Source organism: Kutzneria chonburiensis (assembly GCF_028622115.1).
In the GTDB taxonomy this organism is placed as follows: Bacteria; Actinomycetota; Actinomycetes; order Mycobacteriales; family Pseudonocardiaceae; genus Kutzneria; species Kutzneria chonburiensis.
The window spans coordinates 4,023,871-4,044,866 of record NZ_CP097263.1 but is presented as its reverse complement, the minus strand read 5'-3'; the positions used below and the strand labels follow the sequence as shown (position 1 = coordinate 4,044,866).

Below are 20,996 nucleotides of genomic sequence, written 5' to 3'. Positions count from 1 at the left end.
CATAGAGTAGAAAACAAAGCCGCCGATGATCTGATCCGGTGATGAGTGCCAATTCCGGGATTACCGCGCGTGATCGTACTGACTCGTGGGTCACGCCAGGTATCGCAATTGGCGCAACGCGTGAGAGTATCCGGCGCATGTACCACCGTCGCCGCCCAGTGTTGATCGTGGGGTTTTCCCCGCTCACCCGAATCGGTTTGGCGCGAGTGTTGTCCCGTCTGCCCGAGGTGGGGGCGGTGAGCGCGGCGGCGTCGGCATCGGCGGCGGTGCGGTTCGTCGGGCGCAACACCACGGGCATGGCCGTCGTCGACCAGGCGGCCGATCCCGGCTTCACCCTTGTACGGGCACTGAGCAGCGGCTATACCGCCTGTCCCGTTGTCGTGCTGCTGACGCCGTCCGGCCACAGCGACGAGGACGCCCGCTTCGCCTTCGGCCAGGGCGCGCGGGCGGTGGCCCTGGCCACGGCCTCGGCCAGCTATCTGCACCAGGTGCTCGCCGGTGTTTACCTCGGTGTGCCGATACAGTCGAAGGGCGAGACAACCTCGCCCGACCAGAAACGATCCCATGCGCTCTCCCAGCGTGAAACGGAAATCCTCGCGCTCATCGCGGAAGGCATGAGCAGCCGTTCGATCGCGGAACGACTCGTGGTCTCCGTGGAAACGGTCCGTTCGCACGCGAAGAACATCATCCGCAAGCTCGAGGCCAACGGCCGCGCCGAAGCCGTGTCGATCGCCTATCGCACCGGCATCTTGGATTCCGACGCCCTGCCGCTGTCCTGAAGCCCACTGGCACGAAGCTGTGAACCGTGGTTCACTGCTTGACGTGCCGTACCGACGCACACCCCAGATGCAGGCCCGGCTGGACGCGCAGCGCGAGGCGCTGCTGGCGGCGGCGGTGGCGCTGCTGTCGGAGCAGGGCTATCCGGGCTGCTCGGTCGCGGCGGTCGCGGCCAGGGCCGGAGTGTCCACGGGCAGCGTCTACCGGTACTTCCCGGGCAAGGCGGAGCTGGTGGTGGAGGTGTTCCGCGGCCTGGTCACGCGTGAGGTGCAGGCGGTCAAGGACGCGGCCGAAGGCCCGGGCGACCTGATCGAGCGGGTGGTGGCGATCGTGGAGACGTTCGCCAACCGCGCCCTCAAGTCGCCGCGGCTGGCCTACGCGCTGCTGGCGGAGCCGGTGGACGCGCCGGTTGAAGCCGAGCGCCTGGTGTTCCGGCAGGTGTTCCAGCAGGCCTTCGCCCGGCACGTCACGGAGGCGGTCAAGGCGGGCGTGTTACCGCCGCAGGACGCCAAGATCACGGCCGCCGCGCTGGTCGGGGCGGTGGCGGAGGTGCTGGTCGGCCCGCTGTCGGCGGGCGTCGCGAGCGCCGACACAGTGCCCAACCTCGTTCGTTTCACCCTTCGCGCGCTGGGAGCCGACGATGCCGCCCACCCATGAGGTCACCAACCAGGTTCCGCCGCTGGTGGGCCACGACGTGGCGGCGCACCCGTCGCTGATCGACGGCCTGCGCCGCGAAGGCGCGGCCTGGGCCGAGCCGGAGCTGCACGAGCTGGGCCGCCTCGCCGGCAGCGCGCGGGCGCAGGAATGGGGCCGTGGCGCCAATGCCAACCCCCGGTGCTGCGCACGCATGACCGCTACGGCAACCGGATCGACGAGGTCGACTTCCACCCGTACTGGCACGAGCTGATGACCGTCGGCGTCGAGCACGGCCTCCAGGGCGCGGCCTGGCGGGACGAGCGGTCCGGCGCGCACGTGGCGCGGGCGGCGAAGTTCTTCGTGTGGAGCCAGGTCGAGGCCGGCCACACCTGCCCACTGGCCATGACCTACGCGGCGATTCCCGCCCTGCGGCACAACAAGGAGCTGGCCGAGCGGTACGAACCGTTGCTGGCGGCCAAGATCTACGACTACGGCCTGCGCGAGCCGAGCACCAAGAGCGGCCTGATCGCCGGAATGTCGATGACCGAGAAGCAGGGCGGCTCGGACGTCCGGGCCAACACGACCACCGCCATGCCGACGAGTAACGGTGACTACGTTGTTCGCGGCCACAAGTGGTTCACCTCCGCCCCGATGTCGGACATGTTCCTCACGCTGGCCCAGGCGCCGGGCGGCCTGTCCTGCTTCCTGCTGCCGCGGATCCTGCCCGACGGCACCCGCAACCGGATCCACCTCCAGCGGCTGAAGGACAAGCTGGGCAACAAGTCCAACGCCTCCTCCGAGATCGAGTACGACGACGCCATCGGATGGCTCGTCGGCGAAGAAGGTCGTGGCGTGCCGACCATCATCGAGATGGTCAACAACACCCGCCTGGACTGCGTGATCGGCAGCGCCGCCGGCATGCGCGCGGGCGTCGCGCAGGCCGTCCATCACGCCAGTCACCGCAGCGCCTTCGGCAAGCTGCTGGTCGACCAGCCGCTGATGAGCAACGTGCTGGCCGATCTCACGGTCGAGGCCGAAGCGGCGCTGGTCACCATGTTCCGCCTCGCCGGCGCGACCGACCGGGACGAGACGGCATTCCGCCGCCTGGCGCTGGCGGTGACCAAGTACTGGGTGTGCAAGCGGGCCCCGATGCACGCCGCCGAGGCGCTGGAATGCTTGGGCGGCAACGGTTACGTCGAGGAATCGGGCATGCCGCTACTCTACCGGGAAGCGCCGCTGCCCTCGATCTGGGAGGGCTCCGGCAACGTCGCCGCGATGGATGCGTTGCGCGCCATGGCCCGTCAGCCCGATTCGGTCGAGGCGTTCTTCGGCGAGCTGGAGCTGGCCGCCGGGGCGGACGCGCGGTTGGACCGGTCGGTCGAGTTGCTGCGCAAGGATCTGTCCGACCTGAACGACATCGAGTTCCGGGCCCGCCGTCTGGTCGAGACCATGGCCTTGGTGCTCCAGGGATCGCTGTTGGTGCGGTACGGCCACCCGGCCGTGGCCGATGCGTTCTGCGCCTCACGGCTGGGCGAGGACTGGGGCATCGCACTGGGCACGCTTCCGTCCGGTGTGGACAGTCGCGCGATCATCACGAGCTCGTGGCCGTCGCTCCGCTGAGCTCCGCGGCCATCCGCGTGCGCACCGACGCCACGGCCCGGGAATGCGCGAACGCCCGCGACACCTGGGCCAGCCACCGGGTTTCCGCCGCCAGGCTGGGATCCACCCGGTGTGGGGACAGGTCCCCGGCCGGGTAGGCGATCCCGGCGTCGTGAGCCAGCACCGCGGCGGCGATCGTCGCCGCCTCGATGGTTGCCGCGCGCCGGGACGGATGGGTGCCGTCAGCGGCCTCCGCCGCCCAGACCGCCACCGACGGGTGGATGTGCCCGCGCAGCGCCAACTGCGCGTCACGGATCTCGATCACGTGCCGGTACAGGGCGAACTCCACACCGCCCTGTTGCCGGGCCACGGTGCTCAACGCGATCGCCGGCATCGCCGCGTGCATCGCCGACCACAACGGCCGTAGCTGCACGTACCGCCACTGCGCGCCGAGCCAGTGCGCCGGACCACTCAGGTACGGCCCCCACGCGGTCAGCGTCGCCCCGGAGGCCGAGACGAGCACGCACAGCGCGGCCAGCACCGCCGACACCTCGTCCTCGCTGGTCGTGTTCTGGTGCCGTACCACGGCGATCCAGATGTCGTCGAACTGCCAGCCCGCCCACGGCACGCCGATCAGCGCGCCGACGATGATCAGCCGCAGCCCGGTGCGCAGCAGACCCGGCTCGACCAGCCGCGCGAACCGGGCGATCAGCGTGGCGAAGGTCAGCAGGCCCCAAAGCTCGTAGCCGATCAGCACCACGTTGTAGGCCACGAACCAGCCGACGCCGTCCGGCGTGAACGTCACCACGTCGGTCGCCGACTCGTGCGCCCCGGCGACGAAGAACAGCGCCGCCGCCGCGGCCATCGTCACCGCCGTGACCAGGCGATACCACCGGCCGTGCACCGCCGCGCTGCGCACGGAATCGGCGAACAGCACCAGGAAGCCCAGCGCCCCCAGCTTCAGCTCGTCGCTGACCAGGCCGGCGATGGCCGGCATCGGGCCGTCGATCTTCACCGTCATCCAGGCGTCAAGGCCGAGCGCGCCGGCGATGCACACCGCGAAGCCGGCGATGTGCCGCAGGCCCCGCGTGCGCCGGTCCGAGCTGGCCAGCCGCACCTTGTAGCAGACAACCACGATGGCGATCAGGCAGCCGAGGTAGGCCAGGACCTCAACCATCGCGTCGCCGCACGCCGAACAGCCGCTCCAGCTGCACGACCTCGTCCGGCGCCTCGGCCGACGGCGGCCGCGGCAGCCGGGCCGCCCGCCGGGCGATCAGCGAGGCCAGCAGCTCGGCCTCGTGCTCCTCGGTCTCGGTGTAGACGGTGCGGCCGAGCACGCGGCGGACCAGCTCCGGCGACAGGTTGGGCATCAGCGCCCTGGTCGCGGCGGCGTCGATCTCGGCGGTGCCGGTGTGCCCGCACAGCAGGTGCGCGACCTCGTGCATCAGGATGTGCTGTTGGTGCAGCTCAGTGGTGTTGACGGGATACAGGATGTAGTCCGCGCGATCGGTCGTCATCAGCAGCCCGCACGGCGCGCCCTCGGTGGCCGGCACCGGCATCAGCTCGATTCGCCGGCCGCGGTGCTCGGCCACGGCCCGGACGAACGTGTCCGGGCGGAACGGGGCGGGCATCGGCACCGAGTCGGCCAGCTCCCGGCAGCGTCGCCACAGCTGCTTGTCCTGCCGCACCATCACTCCTGATCAGCGGGAGTCCCCGTCGCGGATCGCCTCCCTGCGGGCGATCGCGTCGATCATGTCACTGATGGTGTCGAGCCCGGCGGGGGACAGCGTTACCGCTCTCAGCGCAACATTTCGTACTCCGGCGTCCCGCAGGGCCCCGAGCAGCTCCAACTCCTCGGCGATCTTGGCGCTCTGCTCGTTGTCGAAGAAGTACGCGGGGGAGACCTCGAAGAACTGGGCCAGCGCCTCCAGGTGGCGCTTGGTCGGGTTGTCCCGGCGGCCGGTGCGCAGCTGCCACAGGTAGGTGGTCGAGAAACTCTCCCCGGTGGCCTCGCGGCAGGCCTTGGCCACCTCGTCGTGGCTGTACTGCTCGCGGCTGGGCTTGCGGACCACCTGGAACAGCTTGTCGATCTTCGCGGCGAGTGACGTCGGCTCGGTCTGGGGCGCCGGCACCGTCCACCTCCCTCAGCACGGATGAAGCCGTCGTACCTAGGTATTCATCACAGTTTACAGGCGCGGGCCGTCCGTCACGCACCGACGGCGAGGCTACGCCGAGGGGTTACCCCATCGGTGCACCGGTCAGAACGCCCAAAACACCCACCTTCTGGCGGCCGCAACCCTGCTACCCAGCGGTTTCCCGTGAGCCGTCATGTCGATCATCGTTGACGAATGTGACGATCAATTCGGTGAGTTGTCCCGTGGCTGCGCCGATCAGCATGCGGGCCCTTGGGCCGAACCGGTCGAAGTCCACCCCGGACCCTCCCGCCGGGCGCACGCCCAGTGCCTGTGGCGGTGCACTTGCGACAGTGCCCGGCGGACGTTTTCCCGGTGCGTTGTCCTGTTCTGTCAGCGGATCGCGAGCTGTGCTCGCAGAGTCGCGTCGAGATGGACGGTGATCGCCTCGCGGGCCGGGCCGGGGTCGCCGGCGGCCAGCGCCGCCACGATCGCCTCGTGTTCGGTCAGCACGGATTCGCGGCGCCCCGAGGCGCCTTGCAGCGCCACCATCCCGGAGACGACCTGTCGGGCCCGCAGCGTCTCGTAGGTGCGGGCGAGGGTCTCGTTCCCGGCCGCGCGCACCAGGATCGTGTGGAACCGGGTGTCGGCTTCGATGAACGTGCGGTCATCCTTGCCTCTTTGGTCGGCCAGCGCCTCGCGCAGCTCGTCGATCGGGGCCGTGCCGGCGGCCAGCACCCGTTCCGCCGCGAAGCGTTCGAGCACGCCCCGCAGCTCGATCAGCTCACGCAGCTCGCCGGCCGTCAGCTCCGGGATGTAGGCGCCGCGCTTGGGCACGAGGCGCACCAGCTCCTCGGCCGACAGCATCAGCAGGGCCTCGCGGATCGGCGTGCGCGACACCCCGATACGGTCGGCGATGTCCTGCTCGTTGAGGAAGGTGCCCTGCGCCGCCGGATCGGCCAGCACGGTGTTGCGCAGGTAGTCGTAGGCGCGGTCCCGCCCGGAAACAGCCATCCTCGGAGTATACGGACGGTATACACTGAATGGCGTGCGAATCGCGCTGAGCCAGTTCGTGTCCGACACCGACCCGTCGGTGAACCTCGCGACGATCGGCGAGCAGACCGCCGAGGCCGCCCGCCGCGGCGCCCGCGTCGTGGTGTTCCCCGAGGCCGCCATGGCCCGCTTCGGCATCCCGCTCGGCGGCCTCGCCGAGCCGTTGGACGGCCCGTGGCCGTCGGCCGTGCGGGACATCGCCAAGCAGCACGACGTGCTCATCGTCGCCGGCATGTTCACGCCCTCGTCGGACGGCCGCGTGCGCAACACCTTGCTCGTCACCGGCCTCGGTGTCGACGAGCACTACGACAAGATCCACCTCTTCGACGCCTTCGGCTTCGCCGAGTCCGACACCGTCGCCCCCGGTTCCCGCAGCGTCACCGCCACCGTCGACGGCGTCGGCATCGGCGTGGCGACCTGCTACGACCTCCGCTTCCCCCAGCTGTTCCAGAAGCTAGCCCGTTCCGGCGCGTCGGTGATCCTCGTGCCGGCGTCGTGGGGTTCCGGGCCGGGCAAGCGTGAGCAGTGGGAGCTGCTGGTTCGGGCCCGTGCCCTCGATTCCACCAGCTGGCTCGCCGCCTGCGGCCAGGCCGACCCTTTGACCGTCGACGTCACCACCAAGCCCGGCGTCCCCACCGGCATCGGCTACAGCGCCGTCGTGTCGCCGCTGGGCGAGATCCGTGCCCAGGCCACCGACCGGCCGGAGCTGCTCGTCGTGGACATCGATCCGTCCGAAGTGGACGATGCGCGGGCCAAGGTCCCCGTGCTGGCCAACGCCCGGGACTTCAGTTGACCCAGTTCTGGACGTGGTGGGCGGACCACGCGGCCGATCCGCTCGACGAGTTGCGAGCGGCGCTGCCGGAGCAGGTCGCGGCCATCCATCCGGACCTCAAGTGGGAGATCGGGCCGGGACTCGTCGCCGAGCACGTGCTGTGCCTGACCGGGGAGTTCTACCCGCATCTGCGCGCCATCACCGAGCGGTGGGTGCGGGCCGCGCCGGCCGTCGACGACCGCTGGGAGTTCGTCCCCGCGCGGCGTGCCGATCCCGAGCTGCTCAGGACGCGGGCGACGTCCGGCCCGTGGCAGTTCGATCTGGCGCAAACCGTGGTGTCCCTGCGGCTCGAGGAGGAACGGGCGGCGGTGATGATCTACATGCACCATCCGATGTTCGCCGTCGTGCCGGAATCGGTGCGGGAGAACATCCCGCGCAACGTGATCGCCTGGGCGTTGGGCGAGGACGACGTGGTGCGCTGGGTCGACGGCGGCATCGCGCTCGTGGAGCGGCCCGACGACGCGCTGCCGCTGGCTGCGCTGGCGGAGGTCGTGGCGTCGATGGCGGTGCGGCACGCGAAGCCGACGTTCGCGCGGATCGAGGGCACCACGCCGGCCGGCGTGCGGCGGACCGGCGTGGCCATCTGGCCGCTGCGGTGGATCGACCACCCGTCGTTCGACCGGCATCTGGCCGTGGACCTCGGCTTCTCCGGCGAGCTCGACGACGTGACGCGGATGGTGCTGGAGGAGTCGGAGGCCGAGCTCGAGGCCGCGTTGGCCGACGAGGAGTCGCTGCTCGTCGGGTACGAGACCTTCCCGGAGCGGCGGACGCTGCACTTCTACTGCGACTCCACCGACGACGGGCCGGCCGAGATCATCCGGCGCTGGGTGGCCGGGCGTCCGTCCTGCCACCTGCGGGTCGAGTTCGACCCGGGCTGGTTGGAAGTCGCGCTGATGCGCTAGCCGACGTTGCCCAGGACCCTCGTCACGGTGATCTCGATCAGGACCCGGTTCGGGTTCACCCTCGGCTGCCGGTAGCGCTCGGCGTAGCGGCGCACGGCGTCGGCAATCGCTTGCGGGTCCTCGTTGAGCGTGGCCACACCCTCCACAGTGGACCATCGCCGACCGTCCACCTGGCACGCCGCCACGTTCAGCTTGCCGGCGGCGCGGAGTTGACGGGCCTTGGCCGAGTTGCCGTCGGTGATCACGCGGGCGATGCCGGCCTCGATGTCCAGGGTGACGCCCACCGGCACGACGTGCGGCGTGCCGTCGGGGCGGACGGTGGTGAGGGTGCACAGGTGCCGCTCCCGCCAGAACTCGGCGAAAGCGGCACCGGTCGTGCTCAGGTCAGACACCCCATGAGGGTATCAACGGCGGCGGGCCCGCCAGGACGAGCGACGCCAGTTGGGCCGGTTCGTGCCGATGCCGGCCAGGTGCAGCGCGACACACAGCAGGCCGGCCGTGAGCAGATTCGTCGGAGTCAGCACGGACCCGAGCGAGATGCCGGCGAGGTCGATCACCAATGCCAGGGCAAAAAGTACCGCCGCGATCACGGCAACCATGACTGAGCTCCTCCTTGTCGGCCCCAGGAACCTTCGGTTACCCAGGGCCGACAGGGAAGGAACGAGCCAAACGGACCAACTTCCCCCGCGAGTCCCGGTTAGCGTCACACCGAATGCGTGAAACGGATTCATACAGTTCGGTGTGACTGTGGGCGGGACTCGCGGGGGTCGTCAGGCTATCGCCCGGTCGGTCGGGCGGATGGGGGCCGGGAGGACGTCGCGGCCGGTGAGGTACGTGTCGACCGCCGCCGCGGCGGAGCGGCCCTCGGCGATGGCCCACACGATGAGCGACTGCCCGCGGCCCATGTCGCCGGCCACGAAGACGCCGTCGACGCTGGTGGCGAACGACCGGTCCCGGGCGACGTTGCCGCGGGGGTCGAGGTCGACGCCGAGCTCGGTGACGAGGCCTTCCTGCTGCGGCCCGACGAAACCCATGGCCAGCAGCACGAGCTGGCACTCGAGCTCCCGCTCGGTGCCCTCGACCGGCGCGAACCGGCCGTTGTCCATGCGCACCTCGACGAGCTTGAGGCCCCGAAGGTTGCCGTCGGCGTCACCGAGGAACTCGGCGGTGGACACGGAGTACAGCCGCTCGCCGCCCTCCTCGTGCGCCGACGTCACCCGGTACAGCATGGGATAGGTCGGCCACGGGTGCTGAGCGGCCCGAGTGACCGGCGGCTGGGGCATGATCTCCAGCTGTGTCACGGAAGCAGCGCCCTGCCGGTGCGCGGTGCCGAGGCAGTCGGCGCCGGTGTCGCCGCCGCCGATCACCACGACATGCTTGCCGGCGGCGTTGATCGGCGACTGCGCGTACGCCTTGTTGGCCGGCGGCAGGTACTCCATCGCCTGGTACACACCGGTGAACTCACGCCCGGGCACGGGCAGGTCCCGCCACGCGGTCGCGCCGCCGGCGAGAACGACCGCGTCGTGAGAATCACGCAACTCGTCCACCGTGATGTCCACGCCGACGTTCACGCCGGTCCGGAACTCGGTGCCCTCGGCCCGCATCTGGTCGAGCCGGCGGTCCAGCCGCCGCTTCTCCATCTTGAACTCGGGGATCCCGTACCGCAGCAGCCCGCCGATGGCGTCGGCCCGCTCGTACACGACGACGCTGTGCCCGACCCGGGTGAGCTGCTGCGCGGCGGCGAGGCCGGCCGGGCCGGAGCCGACCACCGCGACCTTCTTGCCGGTCAACGTGGTCGGCGGCTGCGGCGTCACCCAGCCCTCGTCCCAGGCCCGGTCGATGATCTCGACCTCGACCCGCTTGATGGACACCGGATCGGAGTTGATGCCGAGTACGCACGCCGCCTCGCACGGCGCCGGGCACAACGTCCCGGTGAACTCCGGGAAGTTGTTGGTGGCGTGCAGCCTCTCGATCGCGTCACGCCAGTCCTGCCGCCACACCAACGTGTTCCACTCGGGAATGAGATTCCCCAGCGGACAACCCTGGTGGCAGAACGGGATCCCGCAGTCCATGCACCGGCCGGCCTGCTTCTCCAGCCGCTGGTGCCCGAACTCCTCGTACACCTCGCGCCAGTCGGTCAGCCGCAGATCCACCGGGCGGTGGCTGGCGTTCTCCCGCGGCGTGGTGAGAAAGCCCTTGGGGTCAGCCATGCGACGCCTCCATGATCGCGGTGTCCACGTCCCGGCCGTCGGCCTCGGCGCTGGCCCGCGCGGCCAGCACCCGCTTGTAGTCCTTGGGCATCACCTTGGTGAACCGGCCGACGGCCAGCTCCCAGTCGGCCAGCAGCAGATCGGCCACGGCCGAGTCGGTCTCCCGGCGGTGCCGGTCGACGACCCCGTGCAGGAACGCCTGGTCCTCCTCGGCCAGCTCGTCCAGGTCGACCATCTCCTGGTTGACCCGCACCGGATTGAGGTCGAGCACGTAGGCGACGCCGCCGGACATGCCGGCCGCGAAGTTGCGGCCGGTCTCGCCGAGCACGACCGCCCGGCCGCCGGTCATGTACTCGCAGCCGTGGTCGCCGACACCCTCGACGACGGCCAGCGCGCCCGAGTTGCGCACGCAGAACCGCTCGCCGACCTTGCCCCGCAGGAACAGCTCGCCGCCGGTCGCGCCGTACGCGATCACGTTGCCGGCGATGATGTTCTGCTCGGCCACCAGCGGCGCCGACGGGTCCGGCCGCAGCGTCACGCGCCCGCCGGACAGGCCCTTGCCGAGGTAGTCGTTGGCATCACCGATCAGCCGCAGCGTGATCCCGCTGGGCAGGAACGCGCCGAACGACTGGCCGGCGGTGCCGGTGAACGTCACGTCGATGGTGTCGTCCGGCAGGCCCTCGCCGCCCCAGCGCTTGGTCAGCTCCGAGCCGAGCATGGTGCCCACGGTCCGGTTCACGTTGCGCACGGGCAGTTCCAGCCGCACCCGGTCGCCCGAGCCCAGCGCGCCCTCGGCCAGCTGGATCAACGTGTTGTCCAGCGCCTTCTCCAGACCGTGGTCCTGCGTGGTGGTCTGGTGCCGGGCCGCGCGCGGCGGCAGCTCGGGCACGTGGAAGATCGGCGTCAGGTCCAGACCGGCCGCCTTCCAGTGCTCGACCGCGCCCGCGGTGTCCAGCAGCTCGGCGTGCCCGACCGCCTCCTCGAGGGACCGGAAACCCAGCTGCGCCAACAGCTCCCGGACCTCCTGGGCGACGAACTCGAAGAAGTTCACCACGTACTCGGCCTTGCCGCTGAACTTCTCCCGCAGCACCGGGTTCTGCGTGGCCACGCCGACCGGGCAGGTGTCCAGGTGGCACACCCGCATCATGACGCAGCCCGACACCACCAGCGGCGCGGTGGCGAAGCCGAACTCCTCCGCGCCGAGCAGCGCGGCGATCACCACGTCCCGACCGGTCTTGAGCTGGCCGTCGGTCTGCACCACGATCCGGTCCCGCAACCGGTTGGCCAGCAGCGTCTGCTGGGTCTCGGCCAGGCCGAGCTCCCACGGCGCGCCGGCGTGCTTGATCGACGACAGCGGCGACGCGCCGGTGCCGCCGTCGTGGCCGGAGATCAGCACCACGTCGGCGTGGGCCTTGGACACGCCGGCCGCGACCGTGCCGACGCCGACCTCGGACACCAGCTTCACGTGGATGCGGGCGGCCGGGTTGGCGTTCTTCAGGTCGTGGATCAGCTGGGCCAGATCCTCGATCGAGTAGATGTCGTGGTGCGGCGGCGGGGAGATGAGCCCGACGCCCGGCGTGGAGTGCCGGGTCTTGGCGATCCACGGGTACACCTTGTTGCCGGGCAGCTGACCGCCCTCGCCGGGCTTGGCGCCCTGGGCCATCTTGATCTGGATGTCCTGGGCGCTGACCAGGTACTCGCTGGTCACGCCGAACCGGCCGGACGCCACCTGCTTGATCGCCGAGCAGCGCTGCGGATCGTCCAGCCGGTCGGCGTCCTCGCCGCCCTCGCCGGTGTTGGACTTGGCGCCGAGCCGGTTCATCGCGATCGCGAGAACCTCGTGCATCTCCTTGGAGATCGAGCCGTACGAGATCGCGCCGGTTGCGAACCGCTTGACGATCTCGGAGATCGGCTCGACCTCCTCGACCGGCACCGGCGGCCGCATGCCGACCCGGAACCGGAACAGCCCGCGCAGGGTCTGCAGCCGCTCGGCCTGGTCGTCGACGGCCTGCGTGTACTCCTTGAACACCTCGTACTGCCGGGTGCGCGTGGAGTGCTGGAGCTTGAACACGGTGGTGGGGTTGAACAGGTGCGCCTCGCCCTCGCGGCGCCACTGGTACTCGCCGCCCACCTCCAGCTCGCGGTGGCTGGCGTGCACGCCGTCGGCCGGGAACGCCTTGCGGTGCCGGCGGGCCACCTCCTCGGCGATCTCGTCGAAGCCGACACCGCCCAGCCGGGACGTGGTGCCGGTGAAGCACTCGTCCACGACCTCGGCGCCGACACCGATCGCCTCGAAGATCTGCGCGCCGGTGTACGAGGCCACCGTGGACACGCCCATCTTCGACATGGTCTTGCGCACGCCCTTGCCCAGCGCCTTGATCAGGTTGCTGGTCGCCTTGTGCGGGTCGAGATCGGGCAGCTCCTCGACCGTGGCCATGGCCAGGTACGGGTTGACCGCGGCCGCGCCGTAGCCGATGAGCAGCGCGATGTGGTGCACCTCGCGGGCGTCGCCGGCCTCGACGATGAGGCCGACCTTGGTCCGCGTCTTCTCCCGTACGAGATGGTGGTGCACCGCGCCGGTCAGCAGCAGCGACGGGATCGGGGCGTAGCGGGCGTCCGCGCCCCGGTCGGACAGCACGATCAGCCGGGCGCCGTCGTCGATCGCCTCGGACACCTCGGTGCGGATCTCGTCCAGCCGGGCCCGCAGCGCGTCGCCGCCGCCGTCGACGCGGTACCGGCCGAGCACGGTGACCGCCTGGTAGCCGGGCATGTCGCCGTCGTCGTTGACGTGCACCAGCTTGGCCAGCTCGTCGTTGTCCAGCACCGGGAACTCGAGCGAGATCCGCCGGCAGGACGCGGGCGTGGCGGCCAGCAGGTTGGTCTCCGGGCCGACCGTCGCGGTGAGCGAGGTGACCAGCTCTTCCCGGATCGCGTCCAGCGGCGGATTCGTGACCTGCGCGAACAGCTGCGTGAAGTAGTCGAACAGGCTGCGCGAGCGGTCCGAGAGCACGGCGAACGGGGCGTCGTTGCCCATCGAGCCGATCGGCTCCGCGCCGGTCAGCGCCATCGGCCGCAGCAGCAGTTGCAGCTCTTCCTCGGAGTAGCCGAAAACCTGCTGCCGGGTGACCAGCGCGGCGTGCTTGGGCATCTCGCGCTCGCGGGCCGGCAGCCCGGCCAGCCGGACCATGCCGGCGTCCACCCAGTCCTGGTACGGGTGCTCGGCGGCCAGCGCGGACTTGATCTCCTCGTCGTCCACGATCCGGCCGGCCTCGGTGTCCACCAGGAACATCCGGCCCGGCTCGAGCCGGCCCTTGCGGACCACCTTCGCCGGGTCGATCTCCAGCACGCCGGCCTCGGAGCCCAGCACCACGAGGCCGTCGTCGGTGACCCAGTAGCGGGCCGGCCGAAGGCCGTTGCGGTCCAGCACCGCGCCGATCACGCTGCCGTCGGTGAACGACACCAGCGCCGGGCCGTCCCACGGCTCCATCAGGGCCGAGTGGAACTCGTAGAAGGCGCGGCGGGCCGGATCCATCTCGGTGTGGTTCTCCCACGCCTCCGGGATCATCATCAGCACCGCGTGCGGCAGCGAGCGGCCGCCGAGGTGCAGCAGTTCCAGCACCTCGTCGAAGGAGGCCGAGTCGCTGGCGCCCCGGGTGATCACCGGGAACAGCCGGGCCAGATCACCCTGGATCAGGTCCGACTCCAGCAGCGCCTCCCGCGCGTCCATCCAGTTCCGGTTGCCGCGCAAGGTGTTGATCTCACCGTTGTGCGCGATGTACCGGTACGGGTGGGCCAGCGGCCACGACGGGAAGGTGTTGGTGGAGAACCGGCTGTGCACCAGGCCGATCGCGCTGTCCACCCGCTCGTCGGTCAGGTCCGGGAAGAACCGGGCCAGCTGCGGCTCGGTCAGCATGCCCTTGTACACGATGGTGCGGCCGGACAGGCTCGGGAAGTACACGTCGGCGTCGTGCTCGGCGCGCTTGCGGACGCAGAACGCGATCCGCTCCAGCGCGAGGCCGTGGACCGCGTCGTCCACCGGTGCGAGGAACAGCTGGGCGAAATGGGGCATCGTGCCGGCCGCGGTCGGGCCCACGTGCTCGGTGTCGACGGGCACGTCCCGCCAGCCGAGCACTCTGCAGCCCTCCTCCGCGGCGATCCGCTCCACGGCGGCGACCGCGGTCGCGCGTTCGGCGGTGTCGACCGGCAGGAAAGCCGTGCCGACCAGGTAACCGCCGGCCGCCGGCAGCGGCAGGTCGGTCGCCGCACGGAAGAACCCGTCCGGCACCTGGATGAGGACCCCGGCGCCGTCGCCGGTCTCCGGCTCGGCGCCGCGCGCACCCCGGTGCTCCAGGTTGCGCAGCGCGGTCAAGGCCTTGCGCACGATGTCATGGCTGCGGCGGCCGGCGAGATCGGCCACGAAGGCCACGCCGCACGCGTCGTGCTCGAACTGCTCGTCGTACAGGCCCCCGATGTGGGGGTGGTGGTGGATCACGGCTGTACGGCCCTCCCGTGGTGGGACGCCCTGTCGCGGGGGCGTGCGTCTGACGCGGGGGTGCTCGAAATGGCCCGGGAACGGGCGGTTACAGTGGTACGCACGACGCTGTGCGTTGACCGACGGCCCTCTTGAGGCAGGTCGAAGTTGTCCCCGGGGTGGTCGGGGGTCTTGTGACGATAATGTGAACACGGGGTTATCCGCACTACCCGTGTCGCAGGCCACAGCACTTTGCATCCCAATTGTTGCGCGGCCGGCCACGTTTCCCCTGGTCGGCGGTACCGCGAGCCGGCCAAGATGATCTCAGTATCCGGGAGGGTGCGCGGCACCCAGGTAGGCGTTGCCTTCCTCGGCGTGCGGGCCGCCGGTGGACTGTCGGCATGTCGAAAGTCGTTCTTGTCACCGGAGCCTCCTCCGGTATCGGCGCCGCCACCGCCCGCCACCTGTCCGCCGCCGGCCACCACGTCGTTGCCGGCGCCCGCCGTGCCGACCGCCTGGCCGAGCTGGGTCCCGCCATCGACGTCCACGCCCTGGACGTCACGAGCCTGGACAGCGTGCGGGCCTTCGTCGACGCCGCGGTGGATCGCCACGGCCGCGTCGATGTGTTGGTGAACAACGCCGGGGTGATGCCGTTGTCGCCGTTGGCCGATCTGCGGGTCGACGAGTGGAACCAGATGATCGACGTCAACGTCCGCGGTGTGCTGCACGGCATTGCGGCGGTGTTGCCGTTCATGCGGGCGCAACGCGGCGGCCACATCGTCAACGTCTCCTCGGTGTCCGGTCACCGCGTCGATCCCACCGCGGCCGTCTACAGCGCCACCAAGTTCGCCGTGCGGGCCTTGTCGGAGGGGCTTCGTCAGGAGAACACCGACATTCGTGTCACCGTCGTCAGCCCCGGCTTCACCGAGAGCGAACTCACCGACCGCGGCGGAACCGTCGAGGCGCAGTCCGCCGCCCGTGTCGCGGCGAAGCAGTTGGCCATCCCCGCCTCGGCCATCGCCGCCGCCATCGGCTTCGCCGTCGACCAACCGTCCATAGTGGACGTGAACGAACTGGTCGTTCGGCCGACGGCCCAGCCGTGACGATCGTCTGGAGCTGGTCCCGCTCCAGCTCACGGGCCCGGGAAAACGGTTAGGGTTGGCCGGTTCCCGGACTTTCGAAGCTTGAGGTGACGATGCGAGCGACCTTGCTCTACGGAAAGGGCGACATCCGCGTCGAGGAGGTGCCGGATCCGAAGATCCAGCAGCCGACCGACGTCCTGGTCCGGGTGACCAGGTCCTGTGTGTGCGGCAGCGACCTGTGGCCGTACCAGAGCGCGCCCGAGGTCGAGGGCGGCCGGCGGATCGGCCACGAGTTCATCGGTGTCGTGGAGGAGACCGGTGCGGACGTGGCGACGCTGGCCAAGGGCGACGTGGTGGTGGCCCCGTTCCTGTGGGCCGACAACACGTGCGACTACTGCCGGGCCGGCCTGCAGACCTCGTGCCGCAACGGCGGCGGCTGGGGCTTCAACGGCGTGGACGGCGGCCAGGGCGAGTACGTCCGCGCCCCGCAGGCCGACGGCACCCTGGTGAAGCTGCCGGTGGGGGAGGACGACGAGCTGATGCCGTCGCTGCTGACCCTGTCGGACGTGTTCAGCACCGGCCACCACGCGGCCCGCACGGCGCGGGTGGAGAAGGGCTCGACGGTCATCGTGATCGGCGACGGCGCGGTGGGCCTGTCCGCGGTGCTGGCGGCCAAGCGGCTGGGCGCGGAGCAGATCGTGCTGCTCGGTCGGCACAAGGCCCGTACCGACCTGGGCCTGGAGTTCGGCGCCACGGACGTCGTGCCGGAGCGCGGCGAGGAGGCCGTCGCCAAGGCCAAGGAGCTGACCAACGGCGACGGCGCGTTCCACGTGCTGGAGTGCGTGGGCACCCTGGGCGCGTACGAGACGGCCCTGGGCGTGGTGCGGCCCGGCGGCGCGATCAGCCGCGTCGGCGTGCCGCAGTACAGCGACGGGCCGGTCGGCCGTGTCCTGTTCGGCCGGAACGTCACGCTGACCGGCGGTGTCGCGCCGGCCCGCGCCTACATCGAGGAGCTGCTGCCGGACGTGCTGTCCGGCGCCGTGCAGCCCGGCCGGGTGTTCGACCGCACGATGGCGTTGAGCGAGATCCCCGAGGCCTACCGGGCGATGAACGACCGGGAGGCCCTGAAGGTCCTGATCAAGCCCTGACGGTCAGGCACGGAGCCGGCTGAGGCGGCGGGGGCTGGGCCAGCGCACGTCGCGCACCCAGCCCAGCTTCTCGAAGATCCAGATGAGCCGGGCCGACACGTCGACCTGACCGCGCAGCACGCCGTGGCGGGCCGAGGTCGGGTCGGCGTGGTGCAGGTTGTGCCAGGCCTCGCCCATGCTCAGGATGGCCAGCGGCCAGAAGTTGGCCGACCGGTCGCGGGCGGCGAACGGGCGTTCGCCGATCATGTGGCAGATCGAGTTGACCGACCAGGTGACGTGGTGCAGGAAGGCCACCCTGACCACGCCGGCCCAGAAGAAGCCGGTCAGCGCGCCCCACCAGGACCAGGTGACCAGGCCGCCGACGGCCGCCGGCAGCAGCAGCGTGGCGAAGGTCAGCGGGCCGAACAGACGATGCACCAGACGCATGTCCGGGTCGGCTTCCATGTCCGGCGCGAATCGCTGGCGGTTGGTCAGGTCCCGGTCGAAGATCCAGCCCATGTGCGCGTGCCAGAAGCCGCGGACCAGGGCGGCCGGCGAGGTGCCGAAGTTCCACGGCGAGTGCGGGTCGCCGTCGCGGTCGGAGAAGGCGTGGTGCCGGCGGTGGTCGGCGACCCAGTGCAGGACGGGGCCCTGCACGGAGAGGCTGCCGGCCACCGCCAGCGCGATCCGCATGGCCCGGCCCGCCTTGAACGAGCCGTGGGTGAAGTAGCGGTGGAATCCGACGGTCACGCCGAGGCAGCTGACCGTGTAGAAGAAGGCCGCCGAGATCAGGTCGGCCCAGCCGATGCCCCAGCCCCACAGGACAGGGATCGCGGCCACCAGCGCCACTGCCGGCACGATGGCGAAGATGTACACGGCGACCTGCGCGGGCATGTGGCGTTTGCCTTCGTACAGCGCGGTCATCTTGCGGGTGTCCTTGGCGTCGGCCAGGGTCGTCATGGGGCCGAGGGTACGGGGCCGGGCCGGGGGCTTCGCCAGACCCGCCGGTGAAGAGTAGTTGTCTAGTGGTTGGCCCCGTGCTGCACGTTGGCCGCCAGCAGGGCCAGCGTGTCGCCCAGTTCGGCCAGCCGTTCCGGCGCGATGCCGGTCCTGAGCCGCTCGTCGAACTCGCCCGCCGCCTTGCGCAGCCGGTGAAAGGCCTGCTCCCCGGCGTCGGTCAGCTCGATCTGGTGGACCCGTCGGTTGTTCGGATCACGCCTTCGGGTGATCAGCCCGTCCCGCTCCATGCCCGAGAGGTGATGGGTCATCGTCGCCTCCCGCAGCTCCAGCGCATCCGCCAGCTCTCGCTGCGTGGCCCCCGGGTTGATCTTCAGTTGGAGCAGCACGAGCCAGGCCGACTGCGAGCCGCCGGCGGCCGCGAGCGCGTCCTCGAAGGCCCGGGTGAGGGTGCGGGCGACGCGGGCGACCGCGAGCCCGATCGGTGGCTGGTGTGGACGGCCCATGGTTCGTGAGCTTAGGCCGGCAGTCCGATGGGGCTGAGCTGCGTGCCCGCCAACCGCCAGTCGTCACCGTCGCGGACCCAGATGTGGGTGGAGCGGAACCGCCCGTCCGACGCCGTGCCCCGATACGTGGCGGCCTGGTCGTGGATCCCGATCACCAGCACCGTGTCGCCCAGCTCCCGCACCTGCGTGTCCCGCCAGTCCAGCCGCGTCGTGACGAGGTCCCCGCCGCGATACCGGTCCAGCCACTGCGCCTTGTCCAGTACGAACCCGAACGGCCCCACCAGCCGGAACTCCTCCGCCGCCAGCGTGTCCAGTGTGGACACATCGCCCGCCACTTCCGCCCGCGCCCAGCGCTCTTCGAGTTCCTCGATCGTGCTCATGCTTCCTCCTTGAAGTGTTTTCCCGCCCATTGCTGAAATGTCATCGGCTTCCGGCCGAGCACTCGTTCCACCGTCGGCCAGATCTCGGCCCCGTAGCTCCCTTGCAGCACGTGCTCCACCATCGCCGCCGCAAGCCCGCGGTCCATCCCGCTCCTGGCGATCCCGTCGATCGTCGCTTCGACCGATGGCTCCTCCAGCGTCAGCTCCCTGTTCAGGATTTCGCCCACGATCGCCAGTTCTTGTTCCGGCGTCAGCACTTCCGCCCCCGACAGCTCCAGGACCTCGTTCTTGAACCGGTCCGTGGTGAGCGCCTCCGCCGCCACCGCCGCGATGTCCTCCGGCGCAATCGGCGTCGTGGCCTTGCGTGCGAAGGGGACGTACACCGTGTCCCCTCGCGCCAGCATGTGCTTCCACCCCAACGTGTTCGACATGAACCGCCCCGGCCTGAGCATCGTGAAGTCGATGCCGCTCTCCGTGACCGCCCCTTCGTCTTCCCGATGCCAGGCCGCCACCAGCGGGTGCCCCTCTTCACCCCCTCTCGCCACCGACAGCTTCACGACGTACCTCACCCCCGCCGCCTTCGCCGCGTCGACCTGCACCGCCGTGTGCAGCTTCGCGCTCCCCGTTGCCTGCGAGGTCATCAGAAAGGCCCCCTCCACCCCCTCGAACGCCTTCCTCAGGCTCTCCGGCGCCTCACAGTCCCCCTCCACCACCTCCACACCCCGTGCAAACCGCGTCGCCTCCGGCCGCCGCGTCATAGCCCTGACCTGCACCCCTTCCGCAGCCAGCCTCGTCACCAGCTCCGCCCCCACATGCCCGGTAGCCCCCGTCACAAGAATCATGCCAAAACATTAGATCCCTAAGACTTAGATGTCAAAGCTTCAGCATGAGCAGCAACCCCACATGCCCATCGGGAAGCAGGACCCCCCACCCAACGCACGCGCCCCAACGAACGCAACCATCGGACTGGACCACAACCTGAGGCGCCCACGGTGCCAAGGGGCAAGGCCGCGACGGCCCCGATGTCTGTCCACCCGTGGTCTAGCCGTCGTGGCCGCGGCAGCGGCGCCGCCAGGCCCGTGGCCCTCGCTTGCCGACACCTGGTGCTCGAAAGCTTGGAGAGCTCCCTAGAACGGGGGTTCCTCAACAGGCTCCGGCTTAGTCGTGTAGGTCAGCCCCCACCGCGTCTCCAACGTCGTCGTGCCATCGTCCGCGATGGTCACCTTCGCCTTGGTCGCGTGCTTATACCGATGATGCTTACGGTCCAACGGCCCAAGATTGGTCCCGGTCGACTTCCCCTCCGGCCAAGCGACGGCGTGGTCGATGTCGCAGGACCGCGAGGGATGCGAGCAGCACGGCATCACACACGTCCTGTGCCGGGTCCGGATGAACCGGTCCACATCGGCCTTCGGCCGGTAGATCTCCGGGCTGTACTCCAGCAGCTGCCCGGCCTCGTCGGTCAGCAGCCGGTGAAACACAGTGCCCGGGTGGGACATCAGCTCCCGAACGACCGGCGCCGGGATCAACTGACCGGCGTCCAACTGGCCCGGCCGCTCATCCACACCGAGCAAGGCGGTGATCGGCACAGTCACCTGAATCAACGGCTTCACACCAGCGGTCTTGGGGTCTTCCAGGATCAACCCGGCCATCACATCCGCACGGACCTCATCGATCGTGCGCCCGTTTTTCGTTTCCTGTTGGGCGATCCGATCGATCTTGGTGTACATCGCTTGGGCGATCTCCGCCGGTTGTTGGCAGGCCAGGGTGGCCATGCTGTCTTCTTCGTCGTAGATGATGACTTTGCGGTTGCGGCGGGCTTCGTCCCTCTTGAGGAAGTGCAGCGCCGGGTCGGCCCGTTGCAGCCGGCCCAGCGACGAGCGCCGGAGTTGTTGCGGGGTCCGGCCGGCGGCGGTCGCCAGGGTGGCGCTCACCACCCGTTGGGCGAGCTCTTCGGGATAGAAGCGGGTCGGGTCGACGATGGCGTGGGCGGAGCGTTCGCTGATGATGCCGGCGGCCATGGCGTCGATGACGTCGGGGAAGTAGGTCTCGACGCGGGTGGCCCAGTCGATGTAGTCCTCGGCGTTGGAGGGCGAGAGTTGTAAGGCCATGGCGAGGTCGGTGGCGACGTATTCGTCGGTGGCGATCTCGGCGGTGAGGCGGAGTTGCTCGGCGGTGAGCGCTCGTTTCTGGTGCTCGATCTCGATGATACGAGCGACTTTCCTGTCCATACCAGCAATTCTACGCCCACGCAAAGATCGACTCGACACATGAGTATCGCTCGATAGAGTGAGAATCCCTTGGCAGGCAATGACTTTCGGTCACAAAAGCTGTG

Annotated in this window: 19 protein-coding genes and 1 pseudogene; 7 read left to right on the top strand and 13 right to left on the bottom strand. The window is 70.0% G+C overall.

The window, feature by feature from the left end; genetic code table 11:
• The first annotated feature begins 236 nt into the window (after positions 1 to 236).
• The 3 genes and pseudogenes from M3Q35_RS18120 to M3Q35_RS18110 all read left to right on the top strand — a co-directional run bounded on the left by M3Q35_RS18120 (position 237) and on the right by M3Q35_RS18110 (position 3,033).
• Positions 237 to 779 carry a helix-turn-helix transcriptional regulator gene (locus M3Q35_RS18120; protein WP_273943040.1) on the top strand — a complete coding sequence of 181 codons (543 nt, stop codon included), beginning with the start codon at positions 237 to 239 and terminating at the stop codon, positions 777 to 779.
• 43 nt (positions 780 to 822) lie between these two features.
• Positions 823 to 1,434: a TetR/AcrR family transcriptional regulator gene (locus M3Q35_RS18115; protein WP_273943039.1), complete on the top strand. Its 612-nt coding sequence runs from the start codon at positions 823 to 825 to the stop codon at positions 1,432 to 1,434.
• A pseudogene (locus M3Q35_RS18110) lies at positions 1,418 to 3,033 on the top strand (acyl-CoA dehydrogenase family protein). The gene M3Q35_RS18115 and the pseudogene M3Q35_RS18110 overlap by 17 nt, the downstream one beginning before the upstream one ends.
• Here the strand turns inward: M3Q35_RS18110 and M3Q35_RS18105 are convergent.
• The 4 genes from M3Q35_RS18105 to M3Q35_RS18090 form a co-directional block, all read right to left on the bottom strand.
• On the bottom strand, positions 3,005 to 4,189 hold the full coding sequence (locus M3Q35_RS18105) for an MAB_1171c family putative transporter (protein WP_273943038.1): 1,185 nt from the start codon (positions 4,187 to 4,189) through the stop codon (positions 3,005 to 3,007). The pseudogene M3Q35_RS18110 and the gene M3Q35_RS18105 overlap by 29 nt on opposite strands.
• The gene (locus M3Q35_RS18100; RefSeq protein WP_273943037.1) at positions 4,182 to 4,703 is read right to left on the bottom strand and encodes a hypothetical protein; all 522 of its coding nucleotides are present in this window, start codon (positions 4,701 to 4,703) and stop codon (positions 4,182 to 4,184) included. Before M3Q35_RS18100 ends, M3Q35_RS18105 begins: the two co-directional genes overlap by 8 nt.
• Before the next feature lie 9 nt (positions 4,704 to 4,712).
• Complete coding sequence (locus M3Q35_RS18095) at positions 4,713 to 5,144, bottom strand: helix-turn-helix domain-containing protein (protein WP_273943036.1); 432 nt, start codon at positions 5,142 to 5,144, stop codon at positions 4,713 to 4,715.
• A 393-nt stretch (positions 5,145 to 5,537) separates the two neighbouring features.
• Entirely contained in the window at positions 5,538 to 6,158 is a 621-nt protein-coding gene (locus M3Q35_RS18090; RefSeq protein WP_273943035.1) for a GntR family transcriptional regulator, read from the bottom strand.
• A gap of 34 nt (positions 6,159 to 6,192) precedes the next feature.
• Here M3Q35_RS18090 and M3Q35_RS18085 point away from each other — a divergent pair, with 34 nt between their 5' ends.
• Both M3Q35_RS18085 and M3Q35_RS18080 read left to right on the top strand, forming a co-directional pair.
• Positions 6,193 to 6,990, top strand: coding sequence for a carbon-nitrogen hydrolase family protein (locus M3Q35_RS18085; RefSeq protein ID WP_273943034.1), 798 nt, complete (start codon positions 6,193 to 6,195; stop codon positions 6,988 to 6,990).
• On the top strand, positions 6,987 to 7,931 hold the full coding sequence (locus tag M3Q35_RS18080; protein WP_273943033.1) for a hypothetical protein: 945 nt from the start codon (positions 6,987 to 6,989) through the stop codon (positions 7,929 to 7,931). Before M3Q35_RS18085 ends, M3Q35_RS18080 begins: the two co-directional genes overlap by 4 nt.
• Here M3Q35_RS18080 and M3Q35_RS18075 read toward each other — a convergent pair.
• The 4 genes from M3Q35_RS18075 to gltB form a co-directional block, all read right to left on the bottom strand.
• Positions 7,928 to 8,323, bottom strand: a complete 396-nt coding sequence (locus M3Q35_RS18075; protein WP_273943032.1) for a pyridoxamine 5'-phosphate oxidase family protein — start codon at positions 8,321 to 8,323, stop codon at positions 7,928 to 7,930. The genes M3Q35_RS18080 and M3Q35_RS18075 overlap by 4 nt on opposite strands.
• Positions 8,324 to 8,335: 12 nt before the next feature.
• On the bottom strand, positions 8,336 to 8,530 hold the full coding sequence (locus M3Q35_RS18070) for a hypothetical protein (protein ID WP_273943031.1): 195 nt from the start codon (positions 8,528 to 8,530) through the stop codon (positions 8,336 to 8,338).
• Positions 8,531 to 8,701: 171 nt separating this feature from the next.
• Complete coding sequence (locus M3Q35_RS18065; RefSeq protein ID WP_273943030.1) at positions 8,702 to 10,141, bottom strand: glutamate synthase subunit beta; 1,440 nt, start codon at positions 10,139 to 10,141, stop codon at positions 8,702 to 8,704.
• Positions 10,134 to 14,633 carry a glutamate synthase large subunit gene (gene gltB / locus M3Q35_RS18060; RefSeq protein ID WP_273943029.1) on the bottom strand — a complete coding sequence of 1,500 codons (4,500 nt, stop codon included), beginning with the start codon at positions 14,631 to 14,633 and terminating at the stop codon, positions 10,134 to 10,136. Before gltB ends, M3Q35_RS18065 begins: the two co-directional genes overlap by 8 nt.
• 380 nt (positions 14,634 to 15,013) lie before the next feature.
• On the opposite strand from gltB, the gene M3Q35_RS18055 reads away from it, so the two are divergent.
• Together M3Q35_RS18055 and M3Q35_RS18050 are read left to right on the top strand one after the other, a co-directional pair.
• Entirely contained in the window at positions 15,014 to 15,715 is a 702-nt protein-coding gene (locus tag M3Q35_RS18055) for an SDR family oxidoreductase (protein WP_273943028.1), read from the top strand.
• A gap of 92 nt (positions 15,716 to 15,807) precedes the next feature.
• The gene (locus M3Q35_RS18050) at positions 15,808 to 16,842 is read left to right on the top strand and encodes a zinc-dependent alcohol dehydrogenase family protein (protein ID WP_273943027.1); all 1,035 of its coding nucleotides are present in this window, start codon (positions 15,808 to 15,810) and stop codon (positions 16,840 to 16,842) included.
• Between the two features lie 3 nt (positions 16,843 to 16,845).
• On the opposite strand, the gene M3Q35_RS18045 is transcribed toward M3Q35_RS18050, so the two are convergent.
• The 5 genes from M3Q35_RS18045 to M3Q35_RS18025 all read right to left on the bottom strand — a co-directional run bounded on the left by M3Q35_RS18045 (position 16,846) and on the right by M3Q35_RS18025 (position 20,931).
• Complete coding sequence (locus M3Q35_RS18045) at positions 16,846 to 17,745, bottom strand: acyl-CoA desaturase (protein ID WP_273944383.1); 900 nt, start codon at positions 17,743 to 17,745, stop codon at positions 16,846 to 16,848.
• A 98-nt stretch (positions 17,746 to 17,843) separates the two neighbouring features.
• Positions 17,844 to 18,284, bottom strand: coding sequence for a MarR family winged helix-turn-helix transcriptional regulator (locus M3Q35_RS18040; protein WP_273943026.1), 441 nt, complete (start codon positions 18,282 to 18,284; stop codon positions 17,844 to 17,846).
• 11 nt (positions 18,285 to 18,295) lie between these two features.
• Complete coding sequence (locus M3Q35_RS18035) at positions 18,296 to 18,664, bottom strand: nuclear transport factor 2 family protein (RefSeq protein ID WP_273943025.1); 369 nt, start codon at positions 18,662 to 18,664, stop codon at positions 18,296 to 18,298.
• Positions 18,661 to 19,506 (bottom strand): NAD(P)H-binding protein, encoded by an 846-nt coding sequence (locus M3Q35_RS18030; protein ID WP_273943023.1) that lies wholly within the window; start codon positions 19,504 to 19,506, stop codon positions 18,661 to 18,663. Before M3Q35_RS18030 ends, M3Q35_RS18035 begins: the two co-directional genes overlap by 4 nt.
• A gap of 285 nt (positions 19,507 to 19,791) precedes the next feature.
• Positions 19,792 to 20,931 carry an HNH endonuclease signature motif containing protein gene (locus M3Q35_RS18025; protein ID WP_273943022.1) on the bottom strand — a complete coding sequence of 380 codons (1,140 nt, stop codon included), beginning with the start codon at positions 20,929 to 20,931 and terminating at the stop codon, positions 19,792 to 19,794.
• Positions 20,932 to 20,996: the final 65 nt, after the last annotated feature.

Bases quoted from the DNA above. Each gene is read 5' to 3' on its own strand.
- M3Q35_RS18105 (WP_273943038.1), bottom strand. From the start codon at position 4,189: ATGGTTGAGGTCCTGGCCTACCTCGGCTGCCTGATCGCCATCGTGGTT.
- M3Q35_RS18100 (WP_273943037.1), bottom strand. From the start codon at position 4,703: ATGGTGCGGCAGGACAAGCAGCTGTGGCGACGCTGCCGGGAGCTGGCC.
- M3Q35_RS18090 (WP_273943035.1), bottom strand. From the start codon at position 6,158: ATGGCTGTTTCCGGGCGGGACCGCGCCTACGACTACCTGCGCAACACC.
- M3Q35_RS18070 (WP_273943031.1), bottom strand. From the start codon at position 8,530: ATGGTTGCCGTGATCGCGGCGGTACTTTTTGCCCTGGCATTGGTGATC.
- M3Q35_RS18065 (WP_273943030.1), bottom strand. From the start codon at position 10,141: ATGGCTGACCCCAAGGGCTTTCTCACCACGCCGCGGGAGAACGCCAGC.
- M3Q35_RS18055 (WP_273943028.1), top strand. From the start codon at position 15,014: ATGTCGAAAGTCGTTCTTGTCACCGGAGCCTCCTCCGGTATCGGCGCC.
- M3Q35_RS18050 (WP_273943027.1), top strand. From the start codon at position 15,808: ATGCGAGCGACCTTGCTCTACGGAAAGGGCGACATCCGCGTCGAGGAG.
- M3Q35_RS18045 (WP_273944383.1), bottom strand. From the start codon at position 17,745: ATGACCGCGCTGTACGAAGGCAAACGCCACATGCCCGCGCAGGTCGCC.
- M3Q35_RS18040 (WP_273943026.1), bottom strand. From the start codon at position 18,284: ATGGGCCGTCCACACCAGCCACCGATCGGGCTCGCGGTCGCCCGCGTC.
- M3Q35_RS18035 (WP_273943025.1), bottom strand. From the start codon at position 18,664: ATGAGCACGATCGAGGAACTCGAAGAGCGCTGGGCGCGGGCGGAAGTG.
- M3Q35_RS18030 (WP_273943023.1), bottom strand. From the start codon at position 19,506: ATGATTCTTGTGACGGGGGCTACCGGGCATGTGGGGGCGGAGCTGGTG.